Raw genomic sequence first — 13,842 nt, 5'->3', positions numbered from 1 at the left:
TAATTTTATTCTCTTGAAAGTTTATTTAGTAATTCGTTGATATTTAATAAGGTAAGTGATAATTTATTGTTCTATTGAATTGATAATTTAATTTTGAATTTGTACTTAGAATAACTACTCACTGTTTATTAAACTTTTACTATGGATTTTTCTTCAATTAATTTTTTAGCAGTATTAGTTGCTGCATTGGTCTCGTTTGTTTTTGGAGCAATATGGTATAATCCCTCTGTTTTTGGGAAGACTTGGCAAAAAGAATTAGGATTTACAGATGAATACTTACAAGAAGGGAGTATGCCAAAGATTTTTGGGACAAGTTTTATTTTAATGTTAGTGATGTCATTTGGACAAGCAATGTTAATGGCTCACGGTAATCAGGATTTTGGACTTCATAATGGAGCAATGCATGGTTTTATTATAGGAATAATGTTTGTGGGCTGTTCCATGGGGATTAATTATCTGTATCAAAGAAGGTCTATTAAATTATGGTTGATTGATTGTGGTTATCAAATCACATTTTTAACCGTGCAAGGAGCCATAATAGGAGGCTGGCCTTTCTAAAATTAGGCAATAAAAAAACCACTCGTTGAATCAAGTGGTTTTTTTATTAATCTATATTGATTATGTGTGTTACTCAGCAGGAGCTGCTTCACTAGGAGCTTCAGCAGGAGTACCTTCTTCAGCTGGAAGAGTAGTAGGCGTTGGTGGCAATACCTCTTCTGCGTTTTCGATACTTGATGAAGTCGGTGTATTTGCTGTGTTATCTTTAGGAATGAAGATGTTCACGCCAATAGATAATACAAACAAAGATACAGCTAAAATCCAAGTTGCGTTTTCAATCCAAGAAGAAGCTCTTCTTGCACCCATCATAGAGCTACTTGCAGCGCCCATGTCACCAGTAAGTCCTCCACCTTTAGAATCCTGAGCTAAAACTACTAATACAAGAAGTACAGCAATTACTAAGATCAAGATTATGAAAAAGTACATCATTGTATTATAATGTTTATAACTTTATATAACTCTAATTCTTTTGTAAGAATTCAATTCGTTCTGCAAATAAAGTAGCTTTATTTGGATTTTTCAAGATAAGATGTTGATAAATTGATATTGCTTCCTCTTTTTTTCCTTGTTTCTCCAACATTTTTGCGAAACTCTCCGTTTTAGGTGTGAATTCACTGTTTTGGTTCACCTCAGAGAGATCTATACTGTCTTCCGAACCTTCCTCATTTTGTGCTACTGGAGGAATTACAGGATGCTCATTGATGAAATGATTAATGATTTTCTGTTGAGATGACATCGTTGACTCCGGGTTGAATTGATTGAAGTCAATGATATTCGAATCATCCATTTCTTTTATACTTTCCTCGTAACTGTTTTCTTCCGTTACATCATCAGGAAGATTTATGTCATATAAAGGAATAGAATTGCCATTGAAAGTTAATTCTTGATTGACATCTTCTACAGCGTACTTTGAAGCATTTTTACTAAAATCTAAAAGATCGGCATCCACTTCATCTTCTTGAGATAATTCATTGATGATTTCAGATTCCTTTTTCTTCTTTGTATCCAAGAAGCCTTGGAAGCGGTCCATCATTTCATCAGAAGTAATGCCTAAAGAGGTGTCATCATCAATTTCTTCAATTGTCTCCCCTTCAATTGTATTATTTTCTACTTCAATAGTTTCTTCTTCTTCAACCTTTTCTTCAGTGATGTTGGATGTTTCTACCTCAACATTTTCATCATCATCATGAATTTGGCTTGACATTCTTGAAAGTTCTGCCAGCACTTCATCAGCAATAGATGTTGAAGTGGTTGTTTCAGAAGGTTCTGGAGTGGTGTTGATCTCGTCGTTTGCGGCTAAATCACTTAAGATTTTTTCTTCTAAATCTTCTTCATGTGAAGTGTTAAGTGATTCAATTTCTCTTTCAATTGGAGTCAGAGTTAGTTCATTTTCAACTTCTTCCTCTTCAATTGTAGTTGTTTCTTCAGTGGTATTATAAGTAGTAGGAGCCTCTTCTGTTGCTTCTTCTTGCAACTCACTGATTTCCTGTTCAGATGATAACGTTTCTAGTAGTTCTGCTTCATCTCTTTCAATCTCAATACCACTAGTGCTAGGTAAATTGATGTTATTGTCAAAATCAGTGTCTAAAAAGGCTTGTAATGATGGTCTGTGGGATACATATGCAGCCGCACTTTTAACCACCTCATCATTACCTTTTTCAGCTTTAGCTAATAAAACTCTCAAAGCTGCAAAATAGGGGTAGGCATCAATTGCTTTCTTGATTTCCTCCGCATCATCGTTGGTTATTGTCGAAGGATTTTGTAACCAATTTTTTATTAATATATGATTCACGTTTTAAGAGTAAGCTCGAAGTGGGGGATAAAAATATATTTGGATATAAAACAAAATATTGCTTTATATCCAAATATACACTTTTTTACCAATCTGCTAGTGCTTTTTGGAAGGTATCATAAACAATTTGTTCAAAAATGATGTCTACAGCTTCACTTTCAACATCTTGTACATTTTGAGTACCAGGGAAATCAAAGAAAAATGAGAACCCTTGTTCAAAACTTTTTTCGTCGTCAAAATTATTGATAAAGTTCGTTTTAACAGTAATTGTAAGACGTTGTTGCTCCGTTTGTTGTTGTTCTCCACCACCTGGAGATACAGGTGTCACTCTATATCCCGTAATGGCCCCACCAAATTCAAGATCGCCTTTAAGGCCTTGAGGTGCCATCGTCAAACTTGTATTACGAAGAATATATTGTGTTAGTTCATCCGTAAATGTAAAAGCCATTGTTGGAGGTCCGTCTGAAGCTTCATTGGTATATTGCTCCACCGAAAAAGTCTTAATGGCAGGGTCAATATTTACCCCTGAAAAAGTAAACCGCACTCCAGTACAAGCTGATAATGCGAATAGAGGTAAAAGGATAAGTACCCTTGAGAATTTGAATAGTTTATTCATCTAATTCGTATTGTTTTATCTTTCTATACAAGGTACGCTCTGAAATACCTAAGTCTTGTGCGGCGTACTTTCTTTTGTTATTGTTTTTTTGTAATGCTTTAATAATCAATTCTTTTTCTTTCTTTTCTATAGAAAGAGATTCCTCTTCAGCTTTCACTTCTACAACTTTATCTAAATCATAGGTATTGTTGTCGTAGTTGTCGTCATCCGAAGTGATAATTAAAGGATCATTATTTTCAGGTGCTGGGGGAGGAGGTGTATTGTAATTAAAAGTAGATGGCGTTGTGTTAGGTCTCACCGTAAGTCCAGTTTCTCTGCTTGGTGCAGGAGTACTGGTGCTTCCTTCGTCCATTACATTACTGAAAAGTTTCGGATTTTCCGCCAAAACAGTACTTGCATTGGTTTTACCTTGAGCCAATTGAATCACAATTTTTTTCAAATCGTTCATGTCCTGCCTCATGTCAAACAACACCTTATATAATAGGTCTCTCTCATTTAAAGATTGATCTTCATTGTCCAGTACCCTCAATTGATTATTGGCATTGGGAAGATAGCGTTGCATTGTTTCTCCAGAAACAACGCGTTCCAATTCTAAAGCTGACATTTGCTCTGCTAAGTTTTTCAGTTGACGGATGTTACCAGGGAAGGAAAAGCTTAACAAAATTCTCTTTGCTTCAGGCGTAAGTGAAAGAGGTTGTACGTGGTATTGCTCTGCAAAATCTGTGGCAAACTTTCTGAATAATAATTCAATATCATTGCCTCTTTCTCTTAATGGAGGGACGGCAATCGGCACAGTATTCAAACGGTAATAAAGATCTTCACGGAATTTACCTTTTTGTACATTCTTCAAAAGGTTTACGTTTGTAGCGGCTACAACTCGTACATCCGTTTTTAGAACCTTAGAAGAACCTACGCGGATAAATTCTTTGTTTTCCAGTACCCTAAGTAACCTTGCTTGCGTTTCCACAGGCATTTCACCAATTTCATCCAGAAAAATTGTGCCTCCATCAGTTACTTCAAAGTATCCTTTTCTAGATTCATTAGCTCCTGTAAATGATCCTTTTTCGTGACCGAAAAGTTCTGAGTCGATGGTGCCTTCTGGTATCGCTCCACAGTTTATGGCAATAAACTTTCCGTGTTTTCGAGCACTTAACTGATGAATTATTTTAGAGAAGGACTCTTTACCAGATCCACTTTCTCCCGTAATCATTACAGTTAAGTCTGTTGAAGCGACTTGTGCCGCTACTTGTATAGCATGGTTCAGACTACTGGCGTTGCCAATAATTCCGAATCTTTGTTTTATAGATAATAATTCTCTGTTCTCCATAGAATTTTGATATGACTATTTGTCATGAAAATATTACATTCAGACAAGGTCTTTGATAATCAATCATTTATGTTGATGATTCACGACCGCGATACTAAAATATTAGTATCTTTGGTTGATTGACCGGAGTTATGCAACAGGCTTGTAAACCTTAGCAATAGTAACTCCTAATGAACCATCATTTTGCTTTCCCACGTTTAAATCTCCACCTTCTAAGTTAGTGAGCCGAAAGCCTAAACCATCCATCATAAGACGGTTTCTCATCTCAGATTCTTTAAACTTACTTTCTAGTCTTTTTATGTAATCTTCCATAAGATCTACTTTAGAAAGTATTTTATCTAATTTATCTTCTCTTTTTTCTGGTTTAGGTTCCAAAGGAGTTTCAGAAACTTCTTTGAACATAGGTTCAACACCAGAAAAAAGCCAATTCCAATTTATTAAAGGTCGCCCTTCTTTACCATCAAAGTCTTTTGTTATTTGCTGAATTAATTTTTGTGGAGGAGTTTCACAGTTCTTGTAATTATTGACTGTGATTTTACTAACTCCCATTCTATCAGCAAGTTCCTTTGATTTTCCCCAAGTATCCAAATCATACAGCTGTATAATTCTTTCTGAGATTTCACTCATAATTGTTATAATTTAAATTAAACATTATAAAAATATTAAATCAAAGTTTGAATTATTAAATTTAACCTTATATCTTTGAGTTAAAGATTTACTTATACAAAGTTAAAAAAAATCTTTAATAATAAAAAAGGCCACATAACGGGCTGCAACCCTCGTGACCTTTTATCATTTAAATAAAAATGTACAACAAATGAAACATTTTAAAGTTTCAAATGCAATTCTTATGATATTATTAACAGTAGTATTATCAAGTTTTGTAGAAATAACGCCTATCAAAAATAATGATAAGGCTGGAAACGCTGTATTAAGCACTTTCTCAATCTGTAAATTTACTTTTGAAATGATTGCGGAGGTACATCGATTGAAACGGTGTAATGAAATAAAGGAGTTTGTAATTCCTGATTATAATCCCAACGATATATGGTCGTGGTGGAGAGTTGCAGAAACTCATGAAGTAAACTTTTGTTTGTTACTTTTACTAAATGATGTGGCAAACGCAAATGACTTAAAAGCTGGTCAGATAATACTTTTACCAACAAACTACAAATGAACAGAACAAGCTATAATTGCTCTTTAGAAAACCTTGAATTAAATAAGATCGAAAAAAATGGAATAGTTAAAGTTAATTCTTTGTCTTCTTCATATGAGGAAGTAGTTCTATTGCCAAATTTTGACCTTGATACTATTGATTATAGAAAAATCAAAGTAATATCTAATAAAGGTATTTTCGATTTAACCTTTGATTCAGGTGGTTACATTTTTCTTCTTCGTGGTAGTAAATCAGGTATTAATGGGTATCATAAATCAGTAAAAGATATTGTTATTAGAACTTGGGCTTTAATTACTTACTATGAAAAAGAGGGCTGGAAAATAATTGTGGAGGATTAAAACCTAAATACAATAACTATGAAAGATGTGTTTGATCAAATTCAAAATCAAAAAGATCATGAAGCCAATTGGCTTAAACAACAAGGTCAACTTAATGAAGCTTTGAGAATACATAATAAGTATTCTAAAGAAGAAAAAAGTACCCCTCCTCTTTTTATTAAAGGAGTGAGTTTTATAGCTCAAATTATTAGCTTTTTATTAGCTGCTTTTTTACCAATTTCCTTTATTATTGATCTTCATAACAATAAAGGTTTCGTAATTGTACTGTTAGTGGCCAGTATTCTTTTACTCGGATTGATAGAGCTTTCAAAACGATTTAGCTTAGAAAGATTATTAGCCAAACACTACAATACTAAAAAGTATTCCTCATCCCTTATCTTTTTTATTGTTTTACTTGGTTTAGTATCTGCTTTTACTTCCACTCTTGGAGGAGCGAAATGGGGTGAATATCTCGCGGATCAATCCAACTCTATAAAAGTGAATTATGAGGAGGAAAGAAAAAAGGTGAATGATGATTTCGAAAATGCAATTTTGAAGATAAATCAAGAAACAAAAGAATATATTAATTCCGTTAGCTACAAAGGGAAGATAAATGTTTCTAATCTAGCTGTGAGAAAAAAACTTACTAATGTAGAAGATAGAAAAGCAGTTTTGGAAAAGGAAAGGGTAAGCAAATTAAATGATTTATCGCAATTGGAGCAGGAAGCATTATCAGATAATTCAGAGAACTTTCAATTTTGGGAATCCATTGCGATGAGTCTTTCCATTTTATTTGAAGTAACATTATGGTTATCGTTGTTTTATTGTTATTCAGTTGAATCAAAGTTTGCGGAAAAAATAGCTGGCAAAATTAGTTATCAACTAGCTCATAAGAATCAACAAATGAGTAATGCAAGTAACTTTCATGTTCCACAACAAGGAGCCTATTCTATTAGTGCGTTTGGACCTCCAAAAGTTGAAGAAAAGAAAGAAGAAAGTAGAATAGGTTTTTCTGCTCCCCTACCTGATAAGAACCAGAAAGTTTGCCTCACTTGTGGAAGAAGTTTTAAGGCAAAGCACCCTTCTCAGAAGTTTTGTTGTAATAAAGGTGATGGAAATTGTAAGGATAAATACAATAATGAACATCGCCCTCATTACACCAACCCAGGACAATCAGAATTAGATTTCAGTAATAGCAAAATTAGTTAGGTATAGCTTAGCGGTTCACTTTTATGTTGTTTACACACTCTTACACAGACCTACACAATATGTTTGTCTGTGTAGAGTGTAAAACACAGTAGAAAGTTTGTGTTTAAAATTTAATCATAATGAGTAATTCTATAATAAATGAGCGTCAGACTTATATCACAATTAGTATGTTCATTGGTAATGTGAGAGATTTCGAAAGTAGAATGAAATGCAGTTCACCAACAGAAAAAGAATATCACTTTAATAAATGTTTTGGTGAATGCGGACAGCATCTCTATAGAACATTTGTGAATTCTAAAAATCCTTTGGAATTTCTTAATGGATTGGACAAACAGAATTTAATGCAGTTTATGTCTTTTGATTGGTAAACACACAGTCGATACACAATTACACAGTTAATACACAGTCACACATATAGCAATAATAAAATGAATAATACAGTTACGGTTACAACCGATAACAAAGAAGTACGTACAGCACCTGAAAGAATTCGAAAGGAACGTAAAGACATTTTTATCGAGACAGCCAATAATCTAAGAGATCACCTTATAAAATATAACATACAAGTAGAAGTGTATAATGACAATAGGGGGGATGCACCCAAAAAGCAATCTGTAAAAGATACCCACTTTATGCGTGCAGATAAGATCTTTACAGCATATTTAGGATATAGGTTTGCAAATGATCAAAAAGTAAAAGGCAAATCAAAAATTATTGAAGGTAAGAAATATGTACAATTAGATTTACCACCAATGGCGATGTGTAAGTCAATTAGCACAAAAGAAATCAAGACACGTGGTAATTACACAAAAGCAGATTACGAACGTTTACAAAGGCATTATAACCGGTTAGAAGAAGCTGGAGTAATTGTTATTTCTAAAAATGAGAAAAACTTTTGGGCCATCTTCCTATTGCATTCTATCCTTTCATTGTAACACTCTAAGAGTTAGACACCTTAAAGAAATATAATTGTTTTTTGAGTATTGAATAGACGTATTCCTTTCAGTATTGATCAGCTGAGGGACACTCAAAAACTTGAAAAAAGAAAAGCCACTCAAAAAGTGGCCTGATATCCTACACCCTAAACTTTAATGTATTCGTCTCAAAATACAGACTCATTAATAGTCATAATGGGTAAAGACTGTTAAAACTTATAATTCTAAGTATTCATTCTAAGTCTCTTAATTCTAAGTTTTTCATTCTAAGTACATACTAAATAAAGATTTCAAATATGAAAAAAGAAAAAAAGTTATCAACGCAGTTACCAACAATTGCAGAATATTTATTCAAGCAGAACCATATACCCAAGAAAATAAGAAAAGGAGGTAAGGAGTTTTGGTATAGTTCTCCAATTACTGGAAGTGATTCAAATCCAAGTTTTAAAGTTGATATACAAAAAGATGTATGGTTTGATCACTCAACTGGGGTAGGAGGTCATATTGCAGATCTAGTGGTACAAATGAAAAATGTATCAGATAAAGAAGCCTATCGAATTTTGTATAATGAAACACCAGTTGCAGATCATTCTAAAATGACAGAAACTTTTCATGATGTACAAGCAAAAACAATCAATGAAGGAGAAGTTTTCCAGACTTCACAAAATGAATACATAAGCCATAAAGATATTTTGAAAAATAGTATGGCAATAAAATACTTAAAAAGTAGGGGTGTTAATCCTAATGATGCAGCAAATCATATGTCTGTGGTTCTCTATAAATCAAACGGAAATTTAAGAAAAGATGGGAAGCCATTTTTTGCAATTGGATGGAAAAATATGTCAGACGGTTGGGAGTTGACCTCAATGTCTACCGATAAAAGATTTAAATCCTCTATTGGTAAAAAAGATCTAACTTATATAAGATGTAAAAGGTTTGATACAACAGTGAAAGAAGTGACAATATTTGAAAGTATGATTGATTTTCTTTCCATTTTAAACTATACAAATAGAGCAGATTTAATTTTTAATACGGATATCATAATCCTCAATACAACTGCTGTATTTCAACAGTACTTTGAAAGGTTGACAAATCATTACCATACGTTCCATTGCTATACTGATAATGACGAAGCCGGAACACAAATCATACAATCTTTACAATCTAAAATAGAAAGCAAAAGAATTTTGGTAAACGATTGTCGACCATTCTTTGATGGTTTTAAAGACATCAATGATAAGGTTGTAAGGCATCAAGCAGAACGAGGTGTCATAGATCAAACATCATTGAGATATAATGCAAGTTTCAAGGAGTCAATTTTTAAGGCTTTAGTACTATATAAGAAGTCAACTTCTGTGCATATGACAGATGATTTAGCTTCAAAATATTGGTATTCTTTAGATACAAAAGAGGAAAGAGAAAAGCATCAAAAGAAATTGAAATTCAATGAAACTATTGATGAGTTGATTTCTAATTTTTCAGGTTTTAAAATAATGTATGATAGGGTAATGAAACAAAAAGCTGAGGGGGTAGTGCAATCAGTTACTTTTTATTATAACCAGGCAGTGAAGGGCGTGGATAATACGATTTTGTGATTATGTATTGATAAATACATGCATGTTTTGTTAAGTAAAACACGTTTATTTGTAGTAACTAATATAACATTACAAAAAAGATATATTAAAAAGTGAATATGGTGTACAAAGTTTTCATCTTTGTTGACTAAGTAAATTCTTAGGTTGGTAATGGTAAATCATTAAATATCAGTTGTATGAAGTTTTCAATAATTGAAGTTTAGCTACAATATACATCATTCATGAATATGTTTACATATAATCTTATCTATTGAGTAATCAGATAATTAACTAACGTACAAATGGAACTTTTATATATTTGGGTTGATGGATTTCGTAATTTTAAAAATATTGGTTTTAACCTGTCAGATAGTTACGAGATAGAATATCAAAGGAATAGTAAACATCTTAAACTAGATGAAATAGAAAAAAAACATAATATTTTTGGGGAAAAGATATTAAATGTTACAGGTGTTATTGGTAAGAATTCAACAGGGAAAAGTAATTTACTTGAACTTATTGCTAACATTATTAAAAGCAAGAAAAGTACATTTTATTTTAATTTTGTGGCTGTTTTTAGATCAAATAACACACCAGATATTCAATTACGAGTTGATTCAAATTTAAGGTCCGCCAGCCGGATTTATGTTTATTCAAATTTTAATTCAAGTATTATTTCTGAGACCCCATTCAATTTAATTAATGACTCTGAAGATTTATCCAATTTAAATGTTGCATATTTTTCAAATATACAAGATGATAGAGAATTAAATATACCAAGTTCTGTAATTAACTTAACACCTAGTAAATCTGTTACTAAGAGAAAAAGTGATATCCTAAATCAATTTAAATTCTTATTATCAGAAAATTATCATAATCTAGATTTAGAAATTCCAAGAAGTATAATTATATCGACTACCATAAAACCATCTTATGTAAAAAAAAATAAAGCCGAAATAAATTACATTGATTCTGAAATTCTAGATGTTATTAATAAAAAGTTTAAGAATGCTTTAAAAACAAGTAATCCAATTAATCATTTTACTTATTCATATACATACTCCTTATTTTCATATATATTATCTGAAGCGGTAATTGAAATAAGAAATATAAGTAATGAATTATTTGAGATAAATACAGGGTTTACATCTTTAAAGGATATATTTACTAGCGTATTTGAAAATTACAATAATTTAAATATCAAAGATCTTGTTGAGGCTATTGATAAATTTATTCAATTAATATTTTTTGAATTTACTGAAATAAATGGTTTAACTAAAAATGATGCATTTTCATTATTACATTTTATTAAAGCCATTAAAGATTTAAATCCTAGATTAGTCAAAGAAGGAAAGTATAATCAGTCGAAAGCCTTTTATTTTATTGATTTCAACCATGAAAATAAAAAAATCTTAAAAGATAATTTATCGATTTTTAATCATAAACGTATTCTAGAATTGTCATGGGGAGGCATAAGTTCTGGTCATAAAGCCTTTTTGAATGTTTTTTCACAGTTTCATTCCGTAATAAAAAAAGTAAATAATAGGAAACATTTATTAATTTGCATTGATGAAGGTGATTTGTATATGCATCCTGTTTGGCAACAAGAATTCCTTAGCCGAATACTTCAATATTTTGATCTAATATATGATGTTGAAATTCAGATAATACTTACTTCTCATTCTCCATTTTTAGTTTCTGATTTGCCTAGGTGTAATCTTATATATTTGGATAAAAATGATGAGTTTATGTGTGAGGTAATTCCATATAATAAGTCTCCAAAAGAAACCTTTGGAACAAATCTCCTTGATTTATATACTAATTCATTTTTCCTCAATGGAGGAACGATAAGTAAATTTGCTTACACAAAAATTAAAAATGCTGTAACTATGCTAAAATCTTCAGAACTTGATGAATACAAACTAGAAGAAGTTAAACACATAGTTTCTATTTTAGGTGATGATGTGATTAGATTTAAATTAGAAAAAATGTTGGAAAATGCTAAAAATAGAAATCAATAATAGAGTAAAACAAGAGGAGTTATTTTACAAAAACCTTAATCCCAAAAAAAAAGATGGCACATTTATGAAACGTTCAACTCATTATAAGCTAAAGAATGAATATCATAAAGCCACTACAAAAATTGATAAAGAAGTCTATCGCTTTTTATTGATAAGGTTAAAAAATATACTAATTGGTAGTCCCTTTTTATTAAACGAAATCATTACTTTGTTTAATGATAAATATTCTACTGATATCTTTTATACAACTAACTCTAAAGGTAAAATTGTAGATTCTACAATAGGAAATAATCTAAAAAGAATCTTTAATTATGATACATTTCGACAGTCTAAATTCTGTATTGATTATTTAAAAGAATTAGGTTTCGAACAAAGAATACCATGTCCTTATTGTAATTTTGATGAATTAAGTATAGTGACTCGAGATGTAAAAAAAAGCAAATTAGCTTTGTTAGATCTAGATCATTTTGTTCCTCAGAGTAAGTACCCTTTTTTAGCATTATCTATGTATAATTTGGTTCCTTCATGTCACAATTGTAATTCAAGATTTAAAGGTGAAATATTATTTTTAATAAATACACATATTAATCCATTCGATAAATCCTTTGAAAATTATTTCCAATTTCAATTAGAAAATCCGTTTATTTATGGTATGGATTTGAATAAATTTCAAATAACTTTTGAAAGTATAAATGGCTTTTCTGATAAGTCAATTAGAGATTTATGTCTGATTGAACGTTACAATACAGCAAAAGCTCAATTATTAGAGAAGTTTAATTTAATTGCAAAGATGACCCCAAGTAAAAAGAATGAAATTGAAGCTATTTTTAATGAGAAAGTTGATGAAGACCTATTGGAAGTGGCAGAGATTCCAAAATGTAAAGAACAAGTGCATTTGTATAAACTTGGAAAGTTAAAAAGGGATATATATGAGGGCACATGGTGTAAAAAACTAATATGAAAAGTTATTTGGGCATATATGATAGTTACATAATTATGGTGTTTGAACGTAAGTTATTCCAAATAATGTGTTAAGCTAGGTTTATATATTCTTATACTTTTCAAAGTATAAGAATATTTTTTATACACAAATTGAAATTATAAAATTTTTATCTAACAAAGACCTTCAATTCTAACTTTATTTTACGTTCAAACTATACTTTAAATACAAGTCAAAATACCGTTACTACGTACATTTTACACTGTATTTACGCTATTCCAACGTTCATTTTTAATATTATACAATCTTGCATGAACACTGAGGTGTATATTCAAAATAAAAACAAGTAATCAGGTCAAATTGGCTAACACAGATTAGCATCTCTTTAGAACGGATTTACTGTCTTCTATCTTAGAGTTCTTAAAGAATTAGAACACAAATTAGAAACACTAAGATGGAAAACATTAATGAAGAAATTGTTGAAGACTATAAAGAGGCAATCACTGAGGTTCAAGAAGCAGTAAAAGGTACTTTGGGAGAAAAACATGCACAGCATCCTGGTGTTATAGCTTCAATGCTTCAGGGTATTCAGCTGAAAAGGTTGGCGGATCTTATGGAACTTAATCACCTGGATTCAGATGATGGAGGATATGAAGGGGAAGGTATGGGGCTAAATCAGGAAGAATCGAGATAAACATAGTAATTTAGTATCAGAAAAATAGCTATTAAAAGCCGTCACAATGTGATGGCTTTTTTTAATCCTCTTCAAGTAAATCAATTTGAAACAATTCATTGAGGATATCGATGACGTCCTTACGTTTGATTATTTTACGGCTATCGTAGCCCAGTTGTCTTACTTGATAGTTAAATGAGCCTTCATTGATATTTAGCATTGCAGCAATTTGCTTTTTTTGAAATACAACAGTTCCCTTTTTGAATTCTTCAATAAACTTGTTTTTAATATCAAAATGGATATTTTGATTGAGCATTTTAATAAAGTCACTATTGGATATTTTATCTCTACCAGGAATCATATTTAGTTGGAATTAAGTTATCTGAAGTATTAAAGTTAATCATTTCTATTCTAGTAAAACATTAGAAAAAAAGTAAAAACATCAAACTAGATTAAATACGTTGAATTAGATCAAAATTTCATAAACCTAAGCTCCTAATTTTATTTCATCAAATTAGTTTACCTAGAGAAGCACCTCTTTATCAAACAAAAAAATGGTGCGTTCTTGCCTAAGAATTAAGATAGAGACAACGAAATTATGAGCCAACATCAAGTAAGATACTTGAATGGCGGTTTGGGTGTTACAGTAGATAAAAAGCGAAGAATTCAGTCAGGAAATGAGTATGACCACTTGTTCCCATCC

Annotated in this window: 16 protein-coding genes; 10 read left to right on the top strand and 6 right to left on the bottom strand. The window is 31.3% G+C overall.

Annotated features, from left to right (window positions below; all coding sequences use genetic code 11):
* Positions 1–141: 141 nt before the first annotated feature.
* A complete protein-coding gene (locus AVL50_RS00965) occupies positions 142–558 on the top strand; it encodes a DUF1761 domain-containing protein (RefSeq protein ID WP_062614605.1) in 417 nt (138 codons plus the stop codon).
* A 69-nt stretch (positions 559–627) separates the two neighbouring features.
* On the opposite strand, the gene secG is transcribed toward AVL50_RS00965, so the two are convergent.
* From secG to AVL50_RS00940, 5 genes are all read right to left on the bottom strand, one after another.
* Positions 628–987: a preprotein translocase subunit SecG gene (secG, locus tag AVL50_RS00960; protein ID WP_082795605.1), complete on the bottom strand. Its 360-nt coding sequence runs from the start codon at positions 985–987 to the stop codon at positions 628–630.
* 31 nt (positions 988–1,018) lie between these two features.
* On the bottom strand, positions 1,019–2,350 hold the full coding sequence (locus AVL50_RS00955) for a hypothetical protein (protein WP_062614603.1): 1,332 nt from the start codon (positions 2,348–2,350) through the stop codon (positions 1,019–1,021).
* Positions 2,351–2,435: 85 nt separating this feature from the next.
* Entirely contained in the window at positions 2,436–2,966 is a 531-nt protein-coding gene (lptE, locus tag AVL50_RS00950; protein ID WP_062614602.1) for an LPS assembly lipoprotein LptE, read from the bottom strand.
* Positions 2,959–4,293 carry a sigma-54-dependent Fis family transcriptional regulator gene (locus AVL50_RS00945; protein ID WP_062614601.1) on the bottom strand — a complete coding sequence of 445 codons (1,335 nt, stop codon included), beginning with the start codon at positions 4,291–4,293 and terminating at the stop codon, positions 2,959–2,961. The genes lptE and AVL50_RS00945 overlap by 8 nt, the downstream gene beginning before the upstream one ends.
* Before the next feature lie 129 nt (positions 4,294–4,422).
* Complete coding sequence (locus tag AVL50_RS00940; protein ID WP_062614600.1) at positions 4,423–4,920, bottom strand: hypothetical protein; 498 nt, start codon at positions 4,918–4,920, stop codon at positions 4,423–4,425.
* Between the two features lie 190 nt (positions 4,921–5,110).
* Here AVL50_RS00940 and AVL50_RS00935 point away from each other — a divergent pair, with 190 nt between their 5' ends.
* The 9 genes from AVL50_RS00935 to AVL50_RS00895 all read left to right on the top strand — a co-directional run bounded on the left by AVL50_RS00935 (position 5,111) and on the right by AVL50_RS00895 (position 13,160).
* Positions 5,111–5,470: a hypothetical protein gene (locus AVL50_RS00935; protein WP_062614599.1), complete on the top strand. Its 360-nt coding sequence runs from the start codon at positions 5,111–5,113 to the stop codon at positions 5,468–5,470.
* Positions 5,467–5,808: a hypothetical protein gene (locus tag AVL50_RS00930; RefSeq protein WP_062614598.1), complete on the top strand. Its 342-nt coding sequence runs from the start codon at positions 5,467–5,469 to the stop codon at positions 5,806–5,808. Before AVL50_RS00935 ends, AVL50_RS00930 begins: the two co-directional genes overlap by 4 nt.
* A gap of 18 nt (positions 5,809–5,826) precedes the next feature.
* Complete coding sequence (locus tag AVL50_RS00925; protein WP_062614597.1) at positions 5,827–6,996, top strand: hypothetical protein; 1,170 nt, start codon at positions 5,827–5,829, stop codon at positions 6,994–6,996.
* A 119-nt stretch (positions 6,997–7,115) separates the two neighbouring features.
* Positions 7,116–7,364: a hypothetical protein gene (locus AVL50_RS00920; protein ID WP_157491083.1), complete on the top strand. Its 249-nt coding sequence runs from the start codon at positions 7,116–7,118 to the stop codon at positions 7,362–7,364.
* Between the two features lie 60 nt (positions 7,365–7,424).
* Positions 7,425–7,931, top strand: a complete 507-nt coding sequence (locus AVL50_RS00915; protein WP_062614595.1) for a hypothetical protein — start codon at positions 7,425–7,427, stop codon at positions 7,929–7,931.
* A gap of 296 nt (positions 7,932–8,227) precedes the next feature.
* The gene (locus tag AVL50_RS00910) at positions 8,228–9,526 is read left to right on the top strand and encodes a toprim domain-containing protein (protein ID WP_062614594.1); all 1,299 of its coding nucleotides are present in this window, start codon (positions 8,228–8,230) and stop codon (positions 9,524–9,526) included.
* 281 nt (positions 9,527–9,807) lie between these two features.
* Complete coding sequence (locus AVL50_RS00905) at positions 9,808–11,526, top strand: AAA family ATPase (protein ID WP_062614593.1); 1,719 nt, start codon at positions 9,808–9,810, stop codon at positions 11,524–11,526.
* A complete protein-coding gene (locus AVL50_RS00900) occupies positions 11,504–12,487 on the top strand; it encodes an HNH endonuclease (protein ID WP_062614592.1) in 984 nt (327 codons plus the stop codon). The genes AVL50_RS00905 and AVL50_RS00900 overlap by 23 nt, the downstream gene beginning before the upstream one ends.
* Before the next feature lie 433 nt (positions 12,488–12,920).
* Positions 12,921–13,160, top strand: a complete 240-nt coding sequence (locus AVL50_RS00895) for a hypothetical protein (RefSeq protein WP_062614591.1) — start codon at positions 12,921–12,923, stop codon at positions 13,158–13,160.
* Between the two features lie 61 nt (positions 13,161–13,221).
* On the opposite strand, the gene AVL50_RS00890 is transcribed toward AVL50_RS00895, so the two are convergent.
* A complete protein-coding gene (locus AVL50_RS00890; RefSeq protein WP_044208412.1) occupies positions 13,222–13,500 on the bottom strand; it encodes a hypothetical protein in 279 nt (92 codons plus the stop codon).
* Between the last annotated feature and the right edge of the window lie 342 nt (positions 13,501–13,842).

This window comes from Flammeovirga sp. SJP92, assembly GCF_001583495.1.
GTDB lineage: Bacteria > Bacteroidota > Bacteroidia > Cytophagales > Flammeovirgaceae > Flammeovirga.
The sequence above is the reverse complement of the archived record's forward strand: the minus strand, read 5'-3'. Positions and strand labels throughout refer to the sequence as shown.